The organism is Streptomyces melanogenes (assembly GCF_014649795.1).
GTDB classification, from domain to species: domain Bacteria; phylum Actinomycetota; class Actinomycetes; order Streptomycetales; family Streptomycetaceae; genus Streptomyces; species Streptomyces noboritoensis.
In genome coordinates this window covers 1-25148 of record NZ_BMTS01000048.1, presented here as the reverse complement: position 1 = coordinate 25148, position 25148 = coordinate 1, and the positions used below count along the sequence as shown (strand labels likewise).

Here is a 25148-nt window from a genome sequence, read left to right as displayed (position 1 = left end):
GCGAGGGCAGGGTCCATCTGGTAGGCGTGCGCGGCGCAGATTCGCCAGTCAGATCCTGGTCGCCGTCGACGCCGATCTGCTCCCGGTCCGCATCGACGGCGGCCGAGCGGGGCACGGGCAGCACCGCCGGGACGGCGCTACGCAGCAGCAGTTTCAGCGCAGATCTGCGCTGTACCGGCCGGCCAGACGCAGGCCTGCTCGCACTCGTACGACTTCCCCGCGCCCTGGCCACCACGCCCTCGAGCAGCTGTTGCTCGGTGGCTGTACGGCGCTCAACCTCTGAGGCTTGTGGGCATTGCGACCCCGACGACGGCCGCGACCATTCGACACTGGGCACGGCGGCCGACCTGTCGGTCCTTGCACCAAAGACAGTCCAGGCCGAGTCGAGCAGCGCACCCTCGTCGCACCGGGACGTTTCGTTTGCCGCGCTCCTGACGTTTGCGGCAAACCTCGCCGATCGGCCATCCCACCGGGTTGGTGATCGGACCGCCGAGAAGAACCTGATCCTCCAAGCTCCGGACGGGTCGGTCAGCGAGAACCTGCGGCCCACCAGAGGGCCCGGCTACTTGTGGAAGACCGAAACGACTTGGTGGTGGGAGCAGGAACCTTGTAGTGGGCCCGTAGAAAGGCTGCCGTCGTGCTCTGAGCAGAGTGAACGAGGCCGCCCGCACATCGAACGATGGAACAGGGGGCCACCGCACGTGCCGGTTTGGCGCGTATGGCAGTCCTCCATCCCCCGCGCTCAGCCAGATAATCCTTGCATGGACGCTGTCACGAGAACGTTGCGTGAGGGGTTCGTCGCGGAGGTTGCCGTTATGCCCTCGCCACCGGGGGCTTCGAGTACAGGAGTGCCGCCCGAGCTGCTAAGGAAGCTTCTGGCCAGTTACGGCCTGGTCATTCTGCGCGGCCTGCGGCTGGCCCCCTCCGCTTTGGCGGCGTTCAGCCAGCATCTCGGTGTCCCTCAGCCGCATCCACAGCAGGGCCCCTTCCCTGCCCACCCCGACAGCAGGTACGTGCAAGTCGTCCGTAGCCGCACAGATGGTTCAGCGGAGCCATACACCTGGTGCTGGCATACAGACTCGTCCTCCCGCCTCAATCCTCCGCGGTACACACTTCTCCAGGCCGCGGCTCTGCCTGAGACTGGAGGGGACACCCTCTTCGCCGACATGGTCAGCGCCTACCGACATCTTCCGCCGCACTGGAAACACCTGCTGGAGGGAGCGGTCGGCATCCACGTCCACCCACTGTGGGGCGGCACCGCACGACACCCGGTCATCACCATGCTTCCGGACGGCCGACAGGCCCTATACCTCAACCACGTGGCCATGTCGGGGATCGAATCTCCCCGTGGTACCCACGGGCCTGGCCTGATTGACAGCCTGATCGCCTACGCCACTCAGGAGGACTTCGTCTACCGACACTGCTGGGGCCCGGACGAGATACTCGCCTGGGACAACAACACGGTCATGCACCGGGCAACTCCCCTTCTCCCCGGGGCGCACCGGGTCATGCACCGGCTCGCCGTGGCGAGCCCGCAACCGCATTGAGCAAATCCGCGTCTGAGCTTGTTCCGCTTTGACGGACACCCTGCACAGCCCTGCGGTGGGCAGGGTCAAATGCCGACTGTCGCTATTACGGTGGCGCCTTGCTGAGAGCGGGGGGTTTTCTCGCCGACGCGGCCGGGTTCGATGGTGCGGGGGTCGATGGCTTCGCCGGGCGCGCCGATCTGGTAGACGCCGTCGGGCTGGGTGTCGCGGTCGTGGGGCAGGAGGAAGAAGACCCGGCGCCGGTGCAGGCTGCTGTCGGGGTCGGCTTCGGCGTGCTGGTCGAGTTCGGTGTAGCCGACCATGCGGCCATCGCGGTGGTAGCGGGGTTTGCCGCGCCGACGCGGCGTCTTATCCAGGGCCTGGCGCACATAGTCGAGCGGCGTAGGGTCCTCGAGCCACACCACGTCGCTCTCGTGGCGCAGTTCGCTCTCGTGCAGTAGCGAGCTCACAGCTGCGACCCCTTCCCATCGGTGGTGCGGCGGGCCGACGTATGGACGGCTGCCCGGGTCTCATCGTACGTGCGTGCAAGAGGGCGCGGCAGGGCGCGCGGTTCAGCCACGGCTGCCCCCTGTGTGCTGGTCGGGGTCGGTGTCCTCGGGCAGCAGGCCCAGACCGGGGTAGTACTTCTTGCCGCTGGACTTGGTCATGTCAGCGGGTGAGGCGAGGCCGAGTTCGCTTCGGACGCGGGTGGCGAAGGCGCGAGCGGTGGCAGGGCGGATGCCTTCGCCGGCCAGGCACCAAGAGCAGTAGGTGGTGTAGAGGAGGCCCTGTTCGACGCGTAGGTCGGTGCCGTCGCCGGTGGCGGGGTTCCGGGTGCAGCGTTCGGTGAGGAAGCGTCCGATGTGGTCCTCGGTCGTCGCGTACGCCTCGGTGGCGACGCGGACGGTCGCGGGGCCGGTGAGCGGGTCGCGGGTGGTGAGGTAGCGCTGGGCTCCGTCCAGGAGCCAGTGCAGGATGCCGGGTCCTTCGTCGCGTACGAGTTCGCCGGCGAGGTTGTCGATCTTGCGGTCGGCGGCCACGACGCGCTCGAAGGGGATCAGGCGGATGCGGCGCCAGAAGGCGTGGCCGCCGGTGCCGACTTCGGGACGGTGGTTGCCCAGCAGCCACAACTTGTGGGTCGGGGTGAAGGAGAAGTAGTCCTGGCGCATGCGGCGGGCCATGATGCGGTCACCGCCGGTCAGGAGCTTGACCCGAGCCTCGTCGAACTTGTCGTCGGGCTTGAGCTCCGAGCACACCACGATGCGCCGACCACCCGCCAGGCGTACCTGAACACACCCTCCTGAAACCCGTGCAGACCACGGGACGGGGCTCGGGAAGGTGGCACTGTTCAGCGGCGCTGTCGACGCGGCGGCCGGCGCGGCGGGCTCCGCTTGTCCCGACGTTGGCCGGGCGGCGGGCGTCAGGGGCGGGGATTGCGTACGGGGATGCCGTCCTGGCCGACTTCGAAGCTGAGAGTCCAGGGCTTGTGCCCGTCCGTCTCGCACACGATCCACAGGCGGAGCGGGGCGTCGGCGTACTGGGCACGCCAGCGATCCTCGTCATACCAGCGGGGGCGCAGCGAGGGATCCAACGCGAACGGCCGTGCCTCATCGAGCTCGAGCGTGAAGGGCGCTACCGTCCGGCCGGTGGCGTCCGCGTTATCGCTGCCGGGGCGGAAACGCAGCGGGCCCCAGATCACCGCCGCGATCTCCTCGTCGGTGGGAGCACCGCCCAGAACCGGGCGGCCGCGGCGGTCGCGGTCGTCCCGGATGGAGAGCGTCACACGCTCCAGGCGGCGCAGGCCGGCCGGTCCCTCGAACTTGAGGAGGAGCAGCGTCTGGGTCCGCAGCTCGACGGTGGCCTGCACGCGGGGAGTCAGCTCGCTGTGCCAGCGGTCCCGCTCGATGGCAGCGACCGAGGAGGCCGTGCTGTTGGCCTTCAGCGCGGCGCGCCAGGACGCCCCGGCAGCAAGCGCACTGGCAACCGCCGCGGTGGCCGCGACGAAGTCGGTGGTACTCATGCCGGAATGTAGCCTGCCGGACCACGCGCACGCAGCCCCTTCAACCACAGCGCTCGGGCTGCTCGATGACGCTCCTGGCCGGTGGGGTCGGGGGACCGGCGAGGGCGACCAAACCGCGGTTGAGGTCCCCTCAGCGAGCGCAGTGCGCGTACGGACTCCGTGCCGGGCGTACGAAACGCCCCTGGCAGTTGCTGAATAGTCCGCTCACCGGATACGGCGGATCGAATTCCGCTTTCTTTCTTTGCGGGTGCAGGGTATGCACGTTTCGGACACTACGGCGATCATGCCCCGATCAGAGACTTCCTAATAGCAGGTCCGGCGGCGCGGCGATGCGAGTGTGATGGAACGGCGGAAAGTTCCTCTGGCAACTGCTAACGAAACCCGTTCCGCCCTGCGACTATTCGAAAAAAGGGCGAGTTGCCCCGAATAGGGGGATTGGTGTTCAGCACACAGTGTCGTTAATGTCACCCGCAGGTGCGTGCGGGGCCTCAAACGGTCGCCAAACCTTCAATCCGAGACCCCGCACGCTTCGCGACACTGAAAGGAGTCCCCTATGGGACGCTCCCCCCGGCGCCGTAGCGCCAAACGGTCGCCTGACCGCCCGGCTGCTAACGCCAAGCCTAACAAGCGTTACGAAACATTTCGTTCCGTGAACCGATCGGTCAAGACGCGCAACGCCGCGTTCCTCTGTCTGCCGGCCGCTGGATTTCTCCTGATCTCCCAGGCGCGCCTTCAGGTGGTACTGCCTCCGGACGCGCTGTACGCCCTGAGCGCCGCTCTCACCGGAGCCGTGCTCAGTCGCACTCGGAGCCGCCGCCACAGGTGGTGAACACACTGCGGTGTCCCACCGGATCACGGTGGGACACCGCACCCGGGCGGCGCCGGTGGTACAGATGCCCTGTTCCGGATGAATACGTCAGCCGACAGTCAGGGAATTCCCCCGGGAAAGCCGCCCGCTCCGCGACGAAATTGCCAGCCTGAACCCTTTTCGTGACACGGACGGAACGCCATGAGTGATCATTGTGAGCGCTGCGGGGCCCCCTTATTCACCCCCGGTGGCTCCCGAGTCGGGCGCCCGGCAAAGTACTGCAGCGCCGCCTGCCGCCAAGCCGCCCACCGGGCCCGCACCACCCCCACGGCACCCGGGGCACGCGGACTCCTGCCCGGCCAGCGCCAGCCCTCCCAGACCGACCGCACCGAGGAAACTCCCCGAACGCAGAGCGGACCCGCTCCGGCCCGCACCGTCGGCGACGAATTCCTGGCCGAGATCATCAGGGATCTCCAGGAAGGGATGCGGGAGCTGCTGCGCACGGACGACGGAGAAGACGCCCTGCGCCGCGTGGCGCAGATGTATGAGCAAATGGACGCCCTGACCGCCGGGCTGGTCGGCCGGGCCCGCCAGCGCCGCGTCACCTGGGGCCCCATCGCCGCGATACTCCGCATCAGCGAAGACACCGCCCGCCACCGCTACACCGACGCCTACATCCTGCGCAAACTCGCCCGCTTCACCCGCTCCCGCATCGCACCGCCCTCCCTGAACGCCCTCTACGCCGACGCCACCGCCGACGAAAGCCTCCCGCCCACAGCCGACAAGACCCCCGAAGACCCCGCCCCCGCAGAAGAGACCCCCACCACGCCCAGGGACCCCTCCGGCGCCGCCTTCAACCGCCTCGCCCCAGTCCTGTCCATGCTCGCCCGCGCCTCCCAACTGCCCCTCAAAGACATCAGCCTCAAGATCGGCTGCTCCGCCTCCTACCTCTCCCGCGTCCTCAACGGCGAGCGCATCCCCACCTGGCGCCTGACCGAACGCTTCGCCCGAGTCTGCGGCGCCGACCCAAGCGTCCTGCGCACCGTCTGGGAAACCGAACGTCTCCGCGACAAGGGAGACTTCACCCCGCCACCCCCCGAGCAGGAAGAACAACCCCTCACCGCCGTCCCCCGCCTCCTCGCCGCATTGCGCACCCTCCACGTCCGAGCCGGCCAGCCACGGCCCCTCGACATCGCCGTCGCCACCAAGTGGCGGCTGACCGCCGAGGAAATCGCCGCGATCCTCGAAGGCACCGTCTTGCCCCCCTGGAAGACGTTCCAGCGCCTCCTGCACATCCTGGGCGGCAACCCCACCGACTTCGAACGCCTGTGGAAGGCAGCCACCCGAGAGCACTACGGCGACGTCCCGGCCCCCCCGGCCCCCCCGGCGCCCGGCGCCGGCCCGGCCATGCCAGCACCCGTGAGGGGCTTCGACGCGGTCCTCACCCAGTTCCGGCAAGCCCTCAGCCATGAGCCGCCGCTCGTCGAAGACCAACGAGCCCGCCTCCTCCAGCGCGCCGCCGAACGGCGCCGCGCAACGGCCAGCCGAAGCCTCCAGGCCACCCCGCAGCCGCCCGAACCCGGCCCCCGCTGGGCCTTCGGATAGAAGTCCACACCCGGCCGGGCGGCAAAGACAAGGCGGCCCCGCCCGGCCGGGCATCGGAGACAGACGTACCCTCGCGATACTCCCAGTGTGATGAGGTGAGTTTATCCTCGCAGGTGTGAACTGCCCGCGGGATCCGTCGACTTGAGCACCCAGGACCGATACGAAGATCACGACTTGTCGGTGATCTCCGAAAGGGACCCCTGGATGCGCCGCGCCCGGATCAGCCTTGCCGCCACCGCCCTCACCACCCTCGCCCTCCTCCTCTCCCCCGCCCTCGCCGCCCCCGCCCGAGCAGCCGCACCCGAAGACACCGTCACCCTCCCGGTCCGCGACGCCCTGCAGAACCTGCCCGTACGCGCCGAAGACCGCACCGGCTACGAACGCACCAAGTTCAAGCACTGGGTGGACGCCGACCGCGACGGCTGCAACACCCGCGCCGAAGTCCTGAAGATCGAAGCACTGGAGGCACCGGTACAGGGCCCCAAGTGCGCCCTCACCGGCGGATCCTGGTACTCGCCGTACGACAACCAGTACTTCGACGACGCCAGGAAACTCGACATCGACCACCTGGTCCCGCTCGCCGAAGCCTGGGACTCCGGCGCCTCCGCCTGGAGCGCGGCGGAGCGGGAGGCCTACGCCAACGACCTGGACGCCGGCTTCGCCCTGATCGCCGTCTCCGCCGCCTCCAACCGGTCCAAGGCCGACCAGGACCCCAGCACCTGGCTCCCCCCGTACACGGACTACCGCTGCCAGTACGTCACCGACTGGATCGCCGACAAGACCCGCTGGGCCTCGACATCGACCCCGCCGAACAAGCCGCCCTGGGCGACACCCTCTCCCGCTGCCCCAACCTCGACATCACCGTCACCACAGCCCGCTGAACCCGACCGCCGCCGCGCCCGCAGCTGTGCACCATCTCGGCCTCACACCGAGCCGGAACCTCTAGGAGCCGAAGCCGACGTCACTGATCTCCGATGGCACCGCCGGGAACTGAAAGGTGACCGCTGGCCGTCCACGACAGCAGCAGTGATGATCAAGTACGTCACATTCCCCCAGGCCCTTTTCACGGCAACGAGGGCCTGGGGGATGCGCGCGGTCAGTTCATGTCCGGCCTGACATAGAGGTCCCCGTCATCGACGACGAACTCGTTGTAGCCGAACCTCTCACCGAGTTCGTGGTAGCGGTCGTACCGGGATTCGTCGATCGGAACCCGGTAGGCCTTCATGACCCGCAGGAAGAGCCTGAATCCCAGATCCGCATCGACCTGGGTGACGACCTGCTCCAACGCCGGCACCACATCCGGGGCGGGGTGATGCGGGTGGGTGCTGGTGGCGGCGTCCATATCCGGTCCGAGCGCCCGGATCTCGGCCAAGACCTCGTCCCTGAGCGCGTTCGGGGCGGGTCCTGGGGAATCGGGTGTGAAGGACGAGTCGTCCTGGCGGATCCGTTCGGCGCAGGCGTCCACGATCTCGTGCAGCCATGCCCGACTGTCGATTCCCAGGCGGTCGAGGTCGTAGTTGCCGCCTGTCGCGGCGTACCACAGGATGCCGATCACCCGAGTGGGCAGTGGTGACTGCAGCAGCCGAAGTGCATCCTCCGCAAGGGTGGGTGCGTAGGCACCGCTGCCCCAGTCGGCAGCAGCCATGACGATTTCACGCGGGGTCGCTTCGCCTCCCCACGGCCCGTGGAACCATTTGGTGAGACCGCTGAGCCCGAAGTCGACCCAGATGTCCTGACGTTCGTGTGCCATGGTCCTCTCTCAGATCGGGTAGGACGTGTAGACCATGTATCCGGGCTTGTGGGGAGTTCGTTTGAGGGTGATTGCCACGGTGCTCCCGGCCGCACGCGACGTGCGGTCGTAGCTAAGGACCTTACCGAGCGAGGGTCCGCCTATGTCGACCTTGATCGCGAACAGGTCCACGGGGCTGTTGGAGTCCTTCGCGGTCTTGGCCATCCAGTTCTTCAGTTTCTTCTGGTTCGCCATGTTCTGCTTCGGGGTACCGCCGGTGAGCCACTTCTTCATGGCCTCGTCCACCGCGCCCTGGGCGACATCCAGGCTGGTCCAGACACCGGTCACCCCTTGGCGGCCAGCGTTGTACTCGTCCATGGCCTTCTTGAACGCACTCTCGTCGTCGATGTTGATGTGGTCCGCAATGGTGTGCGCCCCTCGGTCGTCCTCGTGCAACTGGAGGTTCATGCAGTTGTGGACCAGTACGTCCTTGGATCCCTCCCCCTCGGTGCTCACGAAGAATGTGTGCAGGTTGTCGACAGTCAGGTCGTAGACCGTTCGCGGCGCGATCCCAGACCGATCGTCCAGACCGGTGACCGTGTGCAAGTAACCTTCGGGACCGCGCAGTCGATCGGCTCTCCGCAGGTCCGACACGAGGGTCCAGCCACGTTCGGCAACATAGACGCGGTGTCCGGCGGTGCTGGTCAGGCTGGTTCCGTCAGCGAATGCGATGTCCACGAGACGGTCGGTTTCGTGCTTGAAGGTCGAGCCGACGGGCTCGGCCCGCCGATCGCCGGTCTCGGGATCAGCCGTCAGGACCAGGTCGCCGATCGTCAGCGAGCTGATTGCTCGGTGCGCGCCGTCCGCCATCAGCACCTGTGTATCGCCCGGAAAGCTGTTTCGCGTGCAGGACGTGAGCGCGTCCTCGACAATCATGGTCTCGCGCTCAATGTTGGCCATTACCTCGGCGTCGAGTCCCAGCGCCTTGAGTGCCTTGTAGGCGTCGCTGACGCCGATTCCGGTGTGCAGCGCGCCGTCAAGCGCGCGGATCAGATCGACGGCTTGGGTGATCTTGGACGGCGGAATGAACCAGGTCGCCGCCAAGGCGCACCCGCCGATGCTGCCCTTGGCGCAATCGACGAAGTCCTGCGTGAGGCCGTCCCACAGAGCCTTGAGGATCGCTTTGTCGAAGATCTTGGTGATGTCCCAGTTGCTGAAGTGCTTGGTGACCTCGGCGGTGTGCTCCTTGGTGTCGCGGCCCAGCCAGACGATGCTGTCCCCTGGGCAGGTGGCGGCGTCGACGTCGTCGGGCGCACCGGGGTCGGTGCACAGGAAGAAGTCGAGGGTCAGTTTGAAGTGCAGCCGGAAGGTGACGTCGCAGCCGCTGTTGCCCATGCCGAGCACGCACTCGTTCAGCGGCTTGGGGTCCTCCAGCGGGTCGACCTTCTGGGTGGTGAACAGGTGCGCCACACCAGTGGCCCCGCCGGTTTCGATGGTCTTGCGGGCTTGGGCGTTTTCAGCACGGGTGGCTGCGGTGTCGGCGTCCTTGGCGGCGCCGTCGGCGTTCTTCGCTGCGGTCTCGGCCGCAGTGGCGTCGTTCTCCGCCTTGGTTGCAGTGGCGTCCGCGCTGGCGGCATCTGTCTCGGCGGCGGTGGCAGCCGCGTCGGCGCTGGCCGCGTCCTTCTCGGCGTCCGTGGCGTCACGGTCCGCTGCGGTGGCAGCCGTGGTGGCGTCGTTTGCGGCCATCCCCGCGTACAGCGCGTCGGTGCCGGCTTCCAGGGCGTAGTTTTGAGCGTTGTCGTCGGCCTTCTTCGCAGCCTTGGCCGCCTTGTCGGCCTCCGCTGCTGAGGCGCGGGCTGCCGCGGCCGAGGCCACGGCCTTTTGCGCGTCGGCGGCTGCGGCTGCGGCCGCCTGCGCGGCGGCCTTGGCGTCGGCGGCGGCCTTGTCGGCGAGCGCCTGACCGTCAGCAGCGGCCTTCGCGGCCTCCTTGCCCTTGGCGTCGGCTGCCGCTGCCTGCTGTTCGGCCAGCGTCTTGGAGCTCTGGCCGACCAGGACGGCGAAGGCTGCCGAGGTGTCGGCCTCCCGGTACGAGGAACCGATGGAGACGGCCTCGTCGGCAGCCTTGGTCACCGCAGTCGCAGCATCCCGGGCACCCTGGGCGGACTGCGCCGCTGCCTGCGCGAAGCCTGCGGTCTTCGCCGACCACGCAGCGGTCTTGCCCGCCTCGACCTTGGCCGCGTCAGCCTCTTCCTTGGCCTTCTTTGCGTCGGCCTGGGCCTTCTTCGACTCGGCGTCAGCCTTGTCGGCCTTGTCCTTGGCAGCGGCCGCCGCGTCGATCGCCGTGGCCGCCGCAGCGTGCGCGGTCGCGGCCGCCGCGCTGGTCTTCCGGAATGCCGACCATGAGGCATCGGCTGCCGCGTTTGCGCGCGATGCCGCAGCCTGGGCGCGAGTCGCAGCAGCGCGGGCATTCACCGCCGCCGTGGAGGCATCATTGGCGGCCGCGCGGGCCGCAGTCGCTGCCGTCGCCGCATCGCCAGCCGCTGCGCGAGCCTCGGTGGCCGCTTGCCGGGCCCCGCCTGCCGCGCCGTCACTCTCGGCGGCATCCGCAGCAGCTTCCAGCGCGGCGGCCCGGGCCTCCTGCGCCTTCTGCTCCTTCTCCGCCTGCAATGCCCTGTCCCGAGCAGCGAACGCCTTGGCCTCCGCCGCCTCGGCTGCCTTGCGCTTGTCGCTCGCCGTCGCCCCCGCCGCCTCGGCTGAGGTGCGGGCGCGTCCTGCCGCGTCGCGTTCCGTCTGTGCGCGGGTTTCGGCGTCGCCAGCCTTCTTGCGCTCAGCAGCGGCGGTAGCAGCCTCCCGTTCGGCGGTGGCCTTCTCGGCCTCGGCGATGCCTCGCTGCTTCTTGGCCTCGGCGGCGCCAGCTTGGGCGGTCTTCTCCGCCTTCTCCGCGGTGGTCTGGGCGTTCTTGGCGGTGGTGGCGCTGGCCGCGGCTTCCTTGGCGAGCTTCTCGGCCGACTCGGCCGCTGCCTTGGCCTGAGCCGCTGCCTCCAGGGCTGCGGCCTTCCGGAACTCGGTGTTCAGCGCGTGGGACTGGGTCTGCGCGAGTGCGTAGAGGGCCTGGCTGTCGGCCATGTTGGCCTGGGTTGCGTTGGCAGCGGTCAGCACGGTCTTCGCTGCTGCCTGGGTGGCGGCGTAGGAGGCCTTGGCGACCTGGGCGGACTGCTGCGCGTACATCAGTGCGCGGCCGCGCGGCGCCTTGTTCTGGTCGGCGATCGCGTACGCCGCCTGCTGCGCAGTGCCGGCCTGCTCGGAAGCGGACTTGGCACGGGCGACAGCGGCGTCGGCGTCCTTGACGAGCTGAGCCGTCGTCTCCCGGGCGGTCACCAGGCGGCGGGAGGCGTTCTTCTGGTCGGTCAGCGAGGGCTTGTTGGTGGCGGTGGGGTGATCGCGCCACCACTGCTGCCAGAACAGGATCTGGTCGACCTGCCAGGACTGGCGGATCGCCTCGACCATCAAGTCGGCGGTGGTGCGCGCTTCCTTGGAGGCAGCGGCCTCGGCAGTGATGATCTGCTGGCGCTGGATGGCCTGGGAGGTGTACTCGGCCTCCCACTCGGTGTGAGCCTGGATGGTGGCACCGGTCAGGACCCGGTAGTGGTCGATGGGATTGCGGCTGTCGCAGGCGGCCCAGGCGGCCTTGAGGGTCTCGACCTCGGTACGGAACTCCAGGGAGTCCGGGTCGGGAGCCTTGGTCGCGAAGCCGCCGAACCGTAGGAAGGCGGCGATGTCGTTGGCCGAGCCCGGCTTGCCGTCGGTGACACCGAGGCCGCCGTAGCCACTGCCGCCGGCCAGCTCCTTGTACTTGGTGGCCCAGTCTTCGCCCTTGGTGTCGAAGGCATCGAAGATCTCTTTGGCCTTGGCCACGGAAGCGGCACCTGGGCGGGGCGTGGGGTCGTCCCAGATCTTGTTGACGAGCTGGGTTTGAGTGCCGATGGTGAAGGCGCGGATGTCGGCGCCGATTACCGGGGCGTGGTAGGGGCGGCCGCCGGCGGCGTTCGCGTTGGCGTAGGGCTTGTTGTCCTGGTCCAGCTGGTCCTGGCGCTTGTTGAAGAGGGTGTTGTAGGCCGTGCCCGCGTCTCCGTCCTTGGTGGCGGCCGCGCGGAACTCTTCGTTACCCATGACCACGCCGCCTTGCAGCGCGGTGTGGATGCCGTCGTCCCCTCCGGACAGGGTGGTGTTGGCGAAGGCCTTCACCGCCGCTCCGCCGAAGTTGACGGCGCGTCCGAGCTGGCAGCGGTCCTGGCGAGCTGTCTCGCCCAGGCTGATACGCAGCGACCGCTGGTAGGGGTCTTGAGGATCGTCCTGGCCGGTCCCGTCAGCGCGGGCGGGCATCGCGCCCATCAGGCCGCTGAAGACAGCCGCTGCGGTCAGTGCGGCCGTGCTGCTGACTCCTCTGGTCAGGGCAGTACGGCTGCCTCTCCACGGGCTGGGCAGAGCTGGTCGTTTCACTGCTTTTTCCCCTTTTGGTCATGGGTCGAGCCATGGGGAGAGGGCGACAGCAGGCTGCAGGTGATGGTGAACGTGCTGTGGCTGCGTCAGGGCGCAGCCGTCCCCCGCGTGGGCGCTCCAGATAGGCGCCCGCGCCCCTCCCCCCGAAGGTCCGCCGATCTTTCCATGGCCGTTACATCCACGGAAGATGAATTCGAACTTTTGTTCTAACTTTGGCCGACTGGCGATGCCGGAGCCGCGACCGGACGCATCTGCGGGCAGGCCGGCACGGTGCGGCCTTGGAGGCCGCCCTGCTCGTCACAAGGCCGCGAGGCCGGGGGCTCCCCGTCCTTGTGCGGGCTGGGGAGCCCGTCGCCTCGCGTGGCCTAATACAGGGCCTTGAACATGTTCCAGCCGGTGCCCATGGCGACGCGGCCCTTGAAGTTGCCCACTCCGTCGGCGTCGTAGCGCCAGGCGGCGCCGCCCGTGTCGACGGCGATCACATCGGCCCGTCCGTCGCCCGTGAGGTCGCCGGGAACCGCCAGCATGCTGTAGGCGGCCCAGCCGCCGCCGATGTCGAGGCGGCCGGCGAAGTTGCCGCGGCCGTTGCCGGGGTAGAGCCACAGGTGCCCACCGGCGTCGCGGGCCAGCAGGTCGGGGATGCCGTCACCGTTCACATCACCGGCGCCGATGAGCTGGTTGTAGATGTTCCAGCCGCCCCCGACGTCGATGCGGTCGCCGAAGAAGTTGTCGCCGTTGCCCGGATACAGCCACAGGTGCCCGCCGCCGTCGCGGGCCAGCAGATCGCCGCTGCCGTCGCCGTTCACATCACCGATGCCCGCGAACGCGGTCATCGCGCTCCAGCCGCCGCCCACGTCGCGCGGCCCGACGGTCAGATGGCCGTCGGAGCCCACCATGGTCAGCGTCGACCAGCGCGAGGTGTTGTCCAGCGACGAAGCCGACGACAGCCTCTCCAGCGGGACCGCCGACACATCGCCGTCCATCGGCTGGCGCGCACTGAACTGGCCATCGCCCCGGGGCAGGTAGTAGTGCAGCTGGCCCGCACCGTCGCGGCCGAGCAGCTCGTTCTTCCCGAAGAAAGCATTGCCGCCGGTGTTGGCGAGGGTCACCCCCTGCCAACCCTCCCCGAGCCGCACCCGGGCGCCGAGGGCGCCCTGGGCGTCGAAGGGGAACGACCACAGGACGCCGGACACGTCGCGGGCGACGAGATCGACATGGCCGGTGCTGTCATCCATGACCAGCAGCTGGTTGTAGCCGTCCCACCCGGATCCGGTCTTGACCCGGGCCTTCAGCGGGTCCGCGGCCACACCGGTGCCCGCGTAGAAGTACAGGTCACCCGACGGGGTCCGGCCCACCACATCGCCCTTGCCGTCGCCGTTCACATCACCGGCACCGACCAGCTGGTCGAACATGTTCCACCCGGAACCCACCTTGACTCGCGCCCCATAGGGAGCTGTCAGGTTCCCGGTGCCCGCGTACAGGAACAGGTCCCCGGACGGCGTGCGCGCCAGCAGGTCGTTCCTGCCGTCCCCGGTGACATCACCGGGGACGAAGAGCTTGTTGTAGATGTTCCAGCCGTTCTCCGACCACGGCGCACCGGCCCAGCCCGACTCCGTCAGGCCGGACAGGAGCTTGAGCGTGCCGGACGGCGACAGCACCAGCAGCTCGGGGCGGCCATCACCGTTGACGTCACCGGGCTCGACGAGGTCCCTGAACGCGCCGTTCGAGGTGTCATAGAGCGTGCTCTTGTCGGTCTTCCACCCCTTCAGATACAGACTGTCGTCCAACGACCTGACCAGCAGATCACTGATCCCGTCCCGGTCCACATCAAACCGCGGCACCACCGACGCCCCCGCAGCCCCAGCACCGCGCACCGCCGCCACCCGGCGCACCCGGTCCGCAGGCAGCTTCGCCGACGGCGCCACCACCTTCGGCACCGCCGGCTTCACCGGAACCCCCGGCCGCGTAGGACCACCATCGGCCGACGCCACACCCGACAGCAGCGCGGAAGCTGCCACGGCCACGACGGTGCCGACGGCCACACGCCGCCTTCGCCCGAAGCGCAAAAAGGACATAATTTCCCCCCACAGGAATCAGAAATCATTAACCAAAGTCCGAACCCGCCAGACGGCGCGCTCCCAGCCTGCAATTGCGCCAAGCGCAGACCTCGGCCTGCCCGCCCGGGCAGAGCCGTGGAGATCCCCCCAAATCTGCGTGAACCCTACAAGGGTTCTCCACACGACTGAAGAGCCACCCCTCAGAAGCGGAACATGTCATTCATCGCTGGGAAGATGCTGGCTTCCGAGCGCGCCGTCAGGGGACCACAACCTCTGATTGAGGGCCCGACCTCCCTGCACGCACTCCGCCCTCCCATCTCCGCTACAACTGCAAGCCGTGCAGAAACGATAGGAGATGCCACTGACAATGGAGCCGAGGAGACTGGTGGGGTCTGGCGATGGGGTCGAGCTCGATCAGAGCCTGGGTGACGGCGTCCTTGCCGGCGGCGGGCGGGCCGTACAGGACCACACCACGGGGGAGCAAGCGGCTCATGCGTACGTCCGTCCCAGAGCTTGGCCTGATCGGTGAGGCAGACGGCGGGCCACGCCTCGTCGGCAACAGCTCGTGAGGCGTCGAGGGCTTACGAAGCGCGGCAACGCACGCTGCCAGCATGACGGTCGAGGCGCTCCCAGCGATGAAGGGGGCCCCAACCGCTACCGCGGCTGGGACCCCACCGGTTTCACCGTGCCGGGGCCCTGAGTTCTGGGCGGTCCCCCAGATGTAGGGGGCTGGCTTGGACCACCTAGGTTGGCGGTCTTGGCCAGTACGTCAGCGCCGCCCGCCGCTGTTCTTGACCGGCCGGTGCAGCCGGTCCCTGATCCGCCACCACAGGCGAGCGGCGCGGGGGCTCTCGGTGGAGTAGCTGGGGCCGAACCAGATGTTGTCGGCGCTGCGGCCCAGCGGGGTGCCTTCGGGCGAGTACCGCCTGGGGAGCTGTTCGCCTTCGCCCATGCCGTCTCCTCTCAGGGGTTCGGAGCCCGGGTGCCGCACCCCTTGCGCAGGTCGTTGTCGGAGCGGGTCTTGGGGCCCCAGCCGATGCCGCTGGCGTAGCCCTGCATCACAGGGTAGTAGGTGTAGGTGCCGCCGCCGTCATTGCAATCCGTCGACCAGCCGTAGTCGATGAAGCTGTTCGTGGTCGCGGACGTGCCGTGCCAGTCGTTGTAGCCGCGCGGGCCGCTCCAGGAGCTGCGCCACATCTGGGTCTGGAGCTTCTGCGAGCCGTAGGAGCCGCTGCAGACTTGTGAGGTCTCCCACTGGAACCAGGCGCCCGCACCGGCCCCGTGGAAGGAGACGTCCGAGATGTACACCGAACAGCGTGCCGTCGCCGGAGCGGCGGGAGCGGTCGGCCGGGCCTCACCGGCCCTGTAGGTGAAGGAGTACCGCTGACCGTCCTGGGTCTTGCCCCACTCGCCGATCGTGGTCCCCTCCGCCACACGGTGCCCATCCACCGTGACGTACCGGGCAGCCGGTGCGGGACTGTCGGCGGCGTGCGCCGCCGCGGAGGCGGGTGTCCCGAAGGCCAGAGCGGCTGTTGCGCAGAGCCCAACAGCCGTGACGGACAGGGCCTTTGCTGTATGCATGGCATTCCCTTCCGTTGTTGTCGCCCGGCCGGTCGAGCCGGGCAGCAAGGGAACACTAGTTCGACTTGGCCGCTGAATGTGCCATTCCTCCGCGTATGGCCAGATCACATCACTTCCACGTGCGACAACCTCGCTTCCCCGCCTCAAATCGACCGGACCCCACCGGACACCCGCCATGTCTGGAGCATGTGGCGGATCTTGCTGGGGTCCTCGCCGGTGGTGGCGGCCGCGTCGCCGACGGAGCAGCCCACGATGTGGTGGAGGACAACGGCCTGGTACTGGAGGCGGGCATCGGACCGTAGCGGCAGGGAAGGGGCGTGGCGGCGGATGTGGGCGCTGTAGCGGGCCCATGCCTCGGCGGTGGGGTTGGAGGCGGCGACGATGGCCGACCAGTGTGCGAGGAGGTCGCCGAAGGCCGTACGTACGACGGCGTCGGCGGTGCCGGGGTGGGCGAAGTGGGCGCGAGCGTAGGCCTGGTAGCAGCAGACGTGGGTGGCGTAGAAGGCTTCGAAGGCGGGAGGGAGCGTGAGCACCGGCGTGCTGGCGGCGGGCCGGGGCGACGGCAGGCTGGGGCGGGTGAGGCGCATGGTTCCTCACTTTCAGGCGCGGGTGGGCGGTGGGGCTATCCGAATGCTTCGGCCATGAGGTGGTGGTGGGTGGCTGTGTGCCAGAGCGGGCGCAGGTCGGCGGGCCGGCCGCCGAGGGCGAAGACGAGGCGGCTCATGGCGGACCAGTCCAGCAGGTGAGGGCTGGTGAACGCGCAGGCGATGTGGTCGGTGCTCAATGTGTGGGCAGTGGCGGCACGGATGCGCCGCAGCTCGGGCTGTTCTGCGGCGAGGTAGAGGCCGCGGAGCGCATCGCGCAGCTGGTCGCGGGCCCGTCCGGGGTCCCCGGCGAAGGTGGAGGTTGGTGGTGTGGGGGGTGGCAGGGGGCCGGTGGGGCGGTGGGCGTTCTCCCACAGGGGGCGGATCTCGTGCGGGTTGCCGTCGCAGGCGGCGACCAGGTTCTTCGCGACCGGCCAGGACGGGCGGCGCGTCCCGGCGAGGAGACGGGAGAGGTGGGAGGGGGAGATGCCGGTCTCGGCGGCGGTCTGCCTGAGCGGCTTGCCGGTACGGCGCTGCAGGAAGGACAGGGCGCCGGCGAGTTGCTGCGGTGGGGTCTGGGCGGCGAACGGGGCGGCAGTCGCGGTGTCGCTGTCCGTGTCGGCTTCCTCGGCGGGCGGGCGGCGCGGGGACGGGAGGGCCGGGGGGACTGCGGGCTGGCCGGCCTGGCGGGTGGCGCGGCTGTTCCGGTAGGTGTCCAGCCGGCGCATGATCTTGATCATCGGCCACTTCTTGCGCAGCCGTTCGCCGCTGAACCCGAGAGGCGCACCGAGTTGGTCCCAGGTCTGGCCGCCTGCCCGGCCCCGGGCGATGTTCAGGGCCGTGAAGTCCTGCAGGCTGCGCTGCACGTCGGCCGCGATCCACAGCAGCTCACGCGGGCCGGCACCGTTGTGGATCGCGGCCAGCAGGTTGTTGGCGCGCTGGTCGATGTCCTCGCCGACCGCCTGCAGATCGGCGTCATACGGGCTGCTCCCGGGGCCGTCGGGCCTTTTGTTGCGGCGGCTTGCCAACGTCTTGCACTCCGGGGAGCAGTAGGTGAACGGGCGGCCCTGCCTGCGTTCTTGCCGAAAGGGTGTACCGCACTGCGGGCACGTCGCGTTCCTGAACGCGCCAACCGCCATGATTGAGCCCCTTCCGGGGGAAATGCGGGCAGATGATTACGGAGGTCCCAGCTGGTCGTCCACAGCCGGTTTTGCAGCAAACTCGCGGGCCGTCCACGCCCCCTCGAGCCGTCGGGGGCCCACCAGCGCTCAGCGGCGCTCGGCACCCGACGGCGAGGGCGCAGCGGATCAGTTCAGGCGAACGCGCCGGTAGGAGACATAAGTACGACGTGCGGCCGCCGTCACGAACACCGTCGCCAGCGGCACGCTCCACCCGCCCGGCATCCCGGCGATGACGATGATGGGCAGCACCAGGACCGCGAGGAACAGACTGCCGCCCGCGGTGACCGTCAAGTCATCGCCGCAATAGGTTTCTCGTCCCGGAAAGGGCGGGATGATAGCTTCGGCACCACGCGCCAGCAGCCCTAACGGGCTCTGGCCGGCTGTACGGTTCACAGACATGGCGAAGTCCTCTCCGAGGGAGTCGTTCGTGCCGGGGACCGGCATTGTGTGATCGACAGGCCCTGGCTCGGTTTCGTAGGCCCCGCCAGGGTCACTGTCTTTTCCACCGGCGCACTACACCGGCAACGGGACACTACTTCGCCCCCCAGCGCAGCGCCACGCGCACGGAGCGTTATGGCCGGAGACGACCATCCCCCGCCGCGCAAACCCCTCTGCCCCTGCCAAGTCACCAGCGCAGCACAGTTCTTGCATATACAGTCAGATGCAGAAGCGAACGATCCGATGATGGCGCACATCGATCACCCGCGCAGCGAATGTCACGGATCGTGGCGCCCACCAACGGCAGGGCCACCCCCCACCGCCCCGTCCTCCCCCACGATGACTCAGGCTCGGAGAACGCGCGAGGGCTTTGTTCGCACATCCTTGCGATCTGCCGCTCCACCATTTTCGCGACCGGCGCGGTTACCGGATTGGGCGCCAGGTTTCGCAGGGGACGCACGACCGTACGTTTCGCGGTCTTGGTTCTGGCATCGAGGACAGGGGGCGCTGAGGCAGGTTCGGCAAGGGCCCCGACCACCGCCCATCATGGGCTCTTTCCCCGTCATATCTGGTCGGAGCTGGCCGATCATCTCGCTGACACGGCCTCAGCTGCCGTGGCAGGGTGCGGTAACCGGATTGACAGACGGGGGCTCCCGTGGAAGCACGGATGTGGAACGGCTTGGTCGGCGGGGCGAAGAAGACGTACACCGCATCGCTCGGTGAGGGGGTCGTGCCACGCCCGCTGATGATGCCGCTAATACGCGGCGAGCTGGTCGGGCTGATCTGGGTCCGCCCGCTCAAGGTCGGCCAGAACGCATTCGCCGGGATCGCGGAACTCGCGAACATCGCCACGGCGGCAGGCGCGGACGAGGTCGTTCTCGCCTGGGAGACCCACGACGTCGCCTGCGAGCTGCCCATCGTCGGCCCCGCGCCATGCCTCAACATGGTGCTCGCCACCCGCGACGGGCACGCCTTACACCAGTTCCCCTACACCGAGCAGCTCTTCTCCCACAGCCCCGAGGGCTGGGCATCCGTCACCCCTGACTGGAGGCCGGCCCCCGCGCCGCAGCCCGGCGGCGAACTGGTGCCGCCCATCCAGGCCGCGGTGGACTTCTCCTTCACCCCCCTCGAGCCGGACCACCCCGACCCGCTCGGCGTCACGGTCGCGCTGATGGAAGAAGACGGCTACCACGTGCGCTTCACCGAAGCGTTCGCCCGCTGATCCGCCATGGCACGAGACATTGACGACGACTCGCCCCGTCGGCACCAGGATGCGTACGACCACGTCAGGCGAAGCCTGCGCGAAGAGTCCGACAGCGAAGGTGACGACGCGACCCTGACCGCGGCGAACTTCACCGGCACGCCCCTGGAACAGATGATCAACTGGGGACAGTTACAGGTCGACGTGTCGGCGCTGGAGCGCAAACTGGCCCGAGCACGCTCAGTAGTTCGCGTGCGGCGAATAGCCTTCACCATCGCTGGCCTCGTGTTTGCCGTGGGCATCAGCTGGACGGCACTGAACTGGCGGACACCCTCCCGCATTGTCCTTCTCACACCAGGCATCCTGTGCGCTCTCGTGAGCGGGCTTTGTATCGCGGTGGCCCTGGTCGATACCCGGCTGCGGAAACCGGAACCCCTCGCCACCCTGGAAGATGATCTCGCACTCCTCCGGCTGACCGAACGCGTGATGAATGCCACGCACCCACCGTCCCTGATGCTGCGACGCAACATATACCGGGAAGACGTGGCGTCGCTGGTGGAGCAGTACGAGACCGACAGCCTCAGGTACCGCAGAACCCACAACCGCCTACAGACCCTCATCATGATCGGCTCGGCCTCGACGACCACGATCGCGGCTCTGGACACCGGCAAGGAGCTGACCTGGCAGAGCGTCTCTGTGACTGGAATCAGCTTCGCCATCACGGTGGCCGCGATGTTCACCGGCTACTACAAGTTCCGCGAGCGCAGCTACTTCCTCCAGCAGACCGCCGATGCCATCCAGGAAGAGGCCAACGCCGTCAGGCTCGGCATCGGTGCGTACAGCGAGTATGGGCCCGGCCAGGAAGGCGAGGCACTGAAGCTATTCACCGAACGCGTCGAACAGCACCGCAATGAACAGCGTCGCCGCCAGCAGCAGCTGGACCAGCCCGCCGACCAGTCCGCCCCGTCCAGCCAGCCGCCGACGGTCTGACCTCGGCCTCATCCCCTCCGGCAGCAGCGAACTCGGTCCTGCCACCCGGCCAACGCAGCCCGGAACGTGGACCGTCCGGCTGCTGTTCATCTCCAGCAGTGCTCCAGCCGGGTGCGCTCAGCGACGATCTCCCCGATACCGAGGTCGTAGGCGGCTTTCTCCAGCGTCCCGCGCATCGGCTCGTTGACGAGGAACTGCCCCATGGCGGTGCCAGCGACGTACAGGCAGACGGGGGTCCACGCCCGCGACTCACCGACGGATACTTTGCCCGTGCGGTACAGCGCCGGAGCCGCCCCCCGCCCGCGCTCTACGAACGCCTCTCCGGTCTGGAGGGAGGCATGCGCGTACGAGGACAGGTAACGGTAGACCGGGTACATGCTCCGGATCCCCCGGGAAGCCACCAGGTTGGCGACCGTGCCGATCTGCCCCTTGAGCCGACGGTGACGTCGAGCTTCCTCTTCGTCAGCGAAGCCGTAGGTGGGCTCCTCGCCGACCTCGATGTCGTCCGGCACCGCCCAGTTCACAGCGCGGAGGTTGTCGATCAGCTTTTTGCGCCGCTCCCACTCCGCGTACTCCATCGCGCGCAGTCCCTCGGCGCGGTGCTCGGCCAGCCAGTCCATGCAGTGGGCGTGTTCGATCAGGACGCGCATCTGCCCCGCCGCCTCCACCGTGAATCCGCTGTCGTACGCGCGCATCAGCAGGTCCGCAGTGCGGTTCGTGAACTGCCACCAGCCGAGCATCTGGTGGCCGACATCCTGGTCCTCAGCGGGAACCACGGGGTCGGAAGCGATGACCTTGGTCGCCTCGTCAAGGAGCAGCCGGGTGATGGCATGGGCGCGCCTCGCGCACTGGGGGTTGTCCCCGAACTGGTAGACCATGGAGCGAAGGTAGGGCTCGGCCCCCTGCACGCGCACCGGGCGAGAAAACTGGTGCGCGAGGATTCCGCTTAGCACCAGCCCGGGTGGCCACGGCCCACGGCCGTACCCTCGCCGCAACACCCCGGCCAGACAGACTCCGATGGAACTGGAACGCGCGGATGCCTCACTGACCGATGCCCAGGCCCCGGCGGCAGCGATCAAGGTCTCGTCCAGGACGACGTGCACGGTGCCGCTCACTGGCCGCGCACCTGTGCCATGCGCTGACCCAGCTCGCGCTCATCGGCCATGCGCGGGGCCTAGCCGTTTCCGCACCGCGCTTCATCCGGGGGTCAGCAGGGTGCTGGCGAGATGCGTGAGGTAGGCGCGGAGCGACCTCTTCTCGCTCGCGGCGATCGCCGCGAGTCGTCCCCTATAAGTTCTTCCTCTCCGGGAAGGGGCGTGCTCCTCTACCGGCGGATGTGGGCCGACTAGGCGTTCCAATTGGTCCCACCGGGTGGATCTGGGGTGCTCCTGATCATGGAGCCCGCCGTAGTGATGAGGCGGTCGTTGCTGCTGGGGGCCAGGCCTGCCATGCGGACGGTGGCCGGGGTGCCAGACGGTGTGCTCGACTGCGGCGGCGAGGCGGGAGTGCGTCACGCTCAGGCAGGATCACGAGGTGGTCCCGGTCGGTGAGACGCAGGACAGCTGGCGCGGTGGCGTACTGGTCCACGGGCTGGGCCGTGGGCAGGGCGATGGCCTCCGGGCAGCGGCCCGTCGCTGGGCTGTATGTGCCGGGGGCGTGGCCGAGTGACGGCGGTGGTCAGGTGTGGGGCGGCGGCGATGAGGACAGTGGCGGCGCTCTCGGGGCGCCGAAGTAGCGGCGGGCGTCGTGAGCCAGGCGCGGGGAGAGGGAATGTTCCATCAGCCAGTCCAGGCCCTGTCGGAAGTCACCGTTCGACGCACTGGAGCCAAAAGCGCCCTGGCTTGTCGTTACAACTGACTGCCGTCCGTGGCCAGATAACGCCACACTGTAAGGAATGCTTCACTACGACTTGCCCGGGGGACAGACGTATGCAAGACGACCTTTCGGCCACAACTCAGCCAGCGGACCGGTGGGCAGAGGATGTGAAGGAGGTGCTGCTGGTCGTCGCGCCGGACCCCGAATTGGATCCCGAGGTGGCGGAACGGGTAGCCCGCCACCTATGGGCTGAGCTTGCCCATCTGGATGTCGAAGAGCTTCGTCCGGGCCTTAGTGCGCCAGCTCCAGACGCGGCGAAGGGCAGTGACGCAGCCACTGTGGGAGCCATGGTTGTGGCGCTGGCCGCCTCAGGTGTGTTCACAGCGCTCATCGAGACCGTACGGGACTGGCTAGGCAGGTCTTCCGCGCGCCACAGTGTCTCACTGACCATCGACGGTGACACGATCGAATTGGAGCGGGCCGCCGACAGCGAGCGCGAGGCCCTGATCCGCGCATACATCCGTCGACACACGGATAGTTAGCCATGGGCCGCCGACTGGCGATGCTGATCGCCACCTACGAATACCAGGACAGCGCCCTGCGGCAACTGATCTCGCCAGCACATGATGCAGAGGCGTTCGCCGCCGTGCTCGGAGACCCCGCCATCGCCAGCTTCGAAGTCACCACCCTGGTCAATCAACCGCACCATCTCGTGGGCGAAGCCATCGGCGACTTCTACCGCGACCGACGCCGCGACGACCTCGCTCTCCTCTACTTCACCGGCCATGGCCTCAAGGACGAAGCCGGCCAGCTATACCTGGCGATGACCGACACCCGCCGCGACGGCCTGCTCTTCACAGCCCTGTCTGCCGAACAGATCGACCAGGCCATGGAAGGGTGCGCCTCGCGGCAAAAGGTCTTGATCCTCGACTGCTGCTACAGCGGGGCATTCCCGGCGGGCAGGATCTCCAAGGCCGATACTTCAGTACACACGCTCGAGCGCTTCAACGGCCGCGGCCGCACCGTGCTGACCGCCTCGGATGCGACCCAGTACTCATTCGAAGGAAGCCAGGCGCACGGTCAAGGAGTGCAGTCGGTGTTCACCCGCTTCCTCGTGGAGGGTCTACGCGACGGCGGCGCCGACCTCGATGGCGACGGCGACATCACTCTCGACGAGCTGTACGCCTACGTCTACGACCGGGTTGTCGACGCGATGCCACAACAGCGGCCCCAGAAACGGGACAACGTTGAGGGCCGTATCGTCATTGCTCGCAACATCAACTGGACCCTGCCTGCCTACCTGCGCAACGCCCTTGCGAGCCCTATCGCAACAGACCGGCTCGCCGGACTCGACGGACTGGACCGTCTGCACCGTGTAGGAAATGGCGTCGTACGAAACTGTGTCCGAGATGAGATCCGTCGCCTCGCTGGAGACGACAGCAGGCTTGTGTCCGCCACTGCCCGGGCCCGTCTACACGCATTTGACTCACGAACGCAGAAACCAGCATCTGATGGAGCATCTCAGTCCTCAGGGCACCCGCGTCGGCCCCCTCCCGCTTCCTCAGCCTCCGAGCAGACATCCGGACCGACGCCCCCCCGGGACCCCAATCCAGCGGCGACTGGCACGCCAGCAAGTGGTCTGGCCGCCCGCGGCCAGGCTCTTCGCGAGGCGGGCCGATTCGACGAAGCAATCATCGACCTCACAGCCGCGCTCGAACTCAACCCCGCACTGGACGGGGCCCTCGCCGAACGGGGCGCGGCCCATCGCCAGGCGGGACGTTTCGACGAGGCAGTCATCGACCTCACCGCCGCACTCGACCTCAACCCCCAAGACGCGTGGACCCTCGCCGAACGAGGCCGAGTCCATCGCGATGTGGGGCGCTTTACCGACGCCGTCACCGACCTCACCGCCGCACTCAACATCAAGCCCGCACTGGACGGGGCCCTCGCCGAACGCGGCGCAACCCATGGCCAGGCGGGGCGTTTCGACGAGGCAGTCGCAGATCTGACCGCCGCACTCGACATCAATCCCACGCTCGAATGGGCCCGCGCTGAACGGGGCCGAATCCATCGTGAGGCGGGCCGCCTGGACCAGGCCATCACAGATCTGACGGCCACGCTGCGCCTCAACCCGACGCACGCCTGGGCCTGCGGCCAACGAGGTATGACTCATCGTCAGGCAGGCCGCTTCGCCGAGGCAGTCGCCGACCTCACGGCCGCACTCGACCTCAACCCCACACTCGACTGGGCCCTCGCCGAACGGGGCGCGGCCCATCGTCAGGCGGGACGTATCGACGAGGCAGTCACCGATCTCACCGCCGCACTCGACCTCAACCCCCAAGACGCGTGGACCTTCGCGCAACGCGGTCGAGCTCACCGCGCGGCGGGCCGCTCCACCGAGGCGGTCGCAGATCTGACCGCCGCGCTCGATCTCAACCCCGCACTGGACTGGGCCCTCGCCGAACGGGGCATAGCACATGGCCTGGCCGGGCGTTTCGGCGAGGCGATCACCGACCTCACCGCCGCACTCAACATCAACCCCCAGGACGCGTGGACCCTCGCTGAACGGGGCGCGGTTCACCGTCAGGCGGGCCGCTTCACCGAGGCAGTTACCGACCTCACCACCGCACTCGACCTCAACCCCGCACTGGATTGGGCCTTCGTCGAACGGGGCGCAGCCCGCCGTCAGGCGGGGCGTTTCGACGAAGCAGTCACCGACCTCACCGCCGCACTCAACCTCAACCCCACATTCGCCCAGGCCCTCGCTGAACGGGGAGTAGCCCACCACGGGGCGGGGCGTTTCGACGAGGCGGTCGCAGATTTGGCCGCCGCACTCAACATCAACCCCCAGGACGCCAAAGCCCTCGCCGAACGAGGCGCTGCCCATCGTCAGGCGGGACGTTTCGACGAGGCGGTCGCCGACCTCACGGCCGCACTCAACCTCAACCCCACACTCGACTGGGCCCTCGTCGAACGGGGCGCGGCTCATCGTCAGGCGGGACGTATCACCGAGGCGGTCGCAGATTTGGCCGCCGCACTCAACATCAACCCCCAGGACGCCAAAGCCCTCGCCGAACGAGGCGCTGCCCATCGTCAGGCGGGACGTTTCGACG

17 protein-coding genes and 2 pseudogenes are annotated in these 25148 nt (G+C 68.3%); 7 read left to right on the top strand and 12 right to left on the bottom strand.

From position 1 onward, the window contains the following. Positions 1 to 761: 761 nt before the first annotated feature. Positions 762 to 1547, top strand: coding sequence for a TauD/TfdA dioxygenase family protein (locus IE252_RS41315; RefSeq protein ID WP_190094674.1), 786 nt, complete (start codon positions 762 to 764; stop codon positions 1545 to 1547). A 65-nt stretch (positions 1548 to 1612) separates the two neighbouring features. Here IE252_RS41315 and IE252_RS41310 read toward each other — a convergent pair whose 3' ends face one another. From IE252_RS41310 to IE252_RS41300, 3 genes and pseudogenes are all read right to left on the bottom strand, one after another. Next, positions 1613 to 1996 carry a DUF6009 family protein gene (locus IE252_RS41310; RefSeq protein ID WP_190094673.1) on the bottom strand — a complete coding sequence of 128 codons (384 nt, stop codon included), beginning with the start codon at positions 1994 to 1996 and terminating at the stop codon, positions 1613 to 1615. Between the two features lie 102 nt (positions 1997 to 2098). Further along, positions 2099 to 2797: pseudogene (locus tag IE252_RS41305) on the bottom strand (DNA primase family protein); the annotation flags it as partial. A 149-nt stretch (positions 2798 to 2946) separates the two neighbouring features. Next, entirely contained in the window at positions 2947 to 3546 is a 600-nt protein-coding gene (locus IE252_RS41300) for a hypothetical protein (protein ID WP_190094672.1), read from the bottom strand. 1009 nt (positions 3547 to 4555) lie between these two features. Here IE252_RS41300 and IE252_RS41295 point away from each other — a divergent pair. Continuing rightward, complete coding sequence (locus IE252_RS41295; protein ID WP_190094671.1) at positions 4556 to 5959, top strand: helix-turn-helix domain-containing protein; 1404 nt, start codon at positions 4556 to 4558, stop codon at positions 5957 to 5959. Positions 5960 to 6163: 204 nt separating this feature from the next. Beyond that, a pseudogene (locus IE252_RS41290) lies at positions 6164 to 6840 on the top strand (HNH endonuclease family protein). A gap of 215 nt (positions 6841 to 7055) precedes the next feature. Here IE252_RS41290 and IE252_RS41285 read toward each other — a convergent pair. From IE252_RS41285 to IE252_RS41250, 8 genes are all read right to left on the bottom strand, one after another. Beyond that, positions 7056 to 7709, bottom strand: a complete 654-nt coding sequence (locus IE252_RS41285) for a hypothetical protein (RefSeq protein ID WP_190094670.1) — start codon at positions 7707 to 7709, stop codon at positions 7056 to 7058. A gap of 9 nt (positions 7710 to 7718) precedes the next feature. Next, on the bottom strand, positions 7719 to 12080 hold the full coding sequence (locus tag IE252_RS41280) for a polymorphic toxin-type HINT domain-containing protein (RefSeq protein ID WP_190094669.1): 4362 nt from the start codon (positions 12078 to 12080) through the stop codon (positions 7719 to 7721). Between the two features lie 473 nt (positions 12081 to 12553). Then, positions 12554 to 14206: an FG-GAP repeat domain-containing protein gene (locus IE252_RS41275; RefSeq protein ID WP_190094668.1), complete on the bottom strand. Its 1653-nt coding sequence runs from the start codon at positions 14204 to 14206 to the stop codon at positions 12554 to 12556. Between the two features lie 808 nt (positions 14207 to 15014). After that, positions 15015 to 15197, bottom strand: a complete 183-nt coding sequence (locus tag IE252_RS41270; protein ID WP_190094667.1) for a hypothetical protein — start codon at positions 15195 to 15197, stop codon at positions 15015 to 15017. Between the two features lie 11 nt (positions 15198 to 15208). Continuing rightward, positions 15209 to 15826, bottom strand: coding sequence for a hypothetical protein (locus IE252_RS41265; RefSeq protein ID WP_190094666.1), 618 nt, complete (start codon positions 15824 to 15826; stop codon positions 15209 to 15211). Positions 15827 to 15969: 143 nt separating this feature from the next. Then, positions 15970 to 16413 (bottom strand): hypothetical protein, encoded by a 444-nt coding sequence (locus IE252_RS41260; RefSeq protein WP_190094665.1) that lies wholly within the window; start codon positions 16411 to 16413, stop codon positions 15970 to 15972. Positions 16414 to 16448: 35 nt separating this feature from the next. Next, a complete protein-coding gene (locus IE252_RS41255) occupies positions 16449 to 17438 on the bottom strand; it encodes a helix-turn-helix domain-containing protein (RefSeq protein WP_190094664.1) in 990 nt (329 codons plus the stop codon). Positions 17439 to 17717: 279 nt separating this feature from the next. After that, positions 17718 to 17990, bottom strand: coding sequence for a hypothetical protein (locus tag IE252_RS41250; protein WP_190094663.1), 273 nt, complete (start codon positions 17988 to 17990; stop codon positions 17718 to 17720). 706 nt (positions 17991 to 18696) lie between these two features. Here IE252_RS41250 and IE252_RS41245 point away from each other — a divergent pair. Next, complete coding sequence (locus IE252_RS41245) at positions 18697 to 19251, top strand: hypothetical protein (protein WP_190094662.1); 555 nt, start codon at positions 18697 to 18699, stop codon at positions 19249 to 19251. A gap of 6 nt (positions 19252 to 19257) precedes the next feature. Continuing rightward, entirely contained in the window at positions 19258 to 20220 is a 963-nt protein-coding gene (locus IE252_RS43765) for an SLATT domain-containing protein (RefSeq protein WP_229849139.1), read from the top strand. Between the two features lie 86 nt (positions 20221 to 20306). On the opposite strand, the gene IE252_RS41235 is transcribed toward IE252_RS43765, so the two are convergent. After that, positions 20307 to 21098, bottom strand: a complete 792-nt coding sequence (locus IE252_RS41235; protein WP_190094661.1) for a DUF5677 domain-containing protein — start codon at positions 21096 to 21098, stop codon at positions 20307 to 20309. Between the two features lie 1050 nt (positions 21099 to 22148). Here IE252_RS41235 and IE252_RS41230 point away from each other — a divergent pair. Further along, entirely contained in the window at positions 22149 to 22577 is a 429-nt protein-coding gene (locus IE252_RS41230; protein WP_190094660.1) for an effector-associated constant component EACC1, read from the top strand. Between the two features lie 2 nt (positions 22578 to 22579). After that, on the top strand, positions 22580 to 25148 hold a 2569-nt coding region (locus IE252_RS41225), incomplete at its 3' end, for a caspase, EACC1-associated type (protein WP_190094659.1).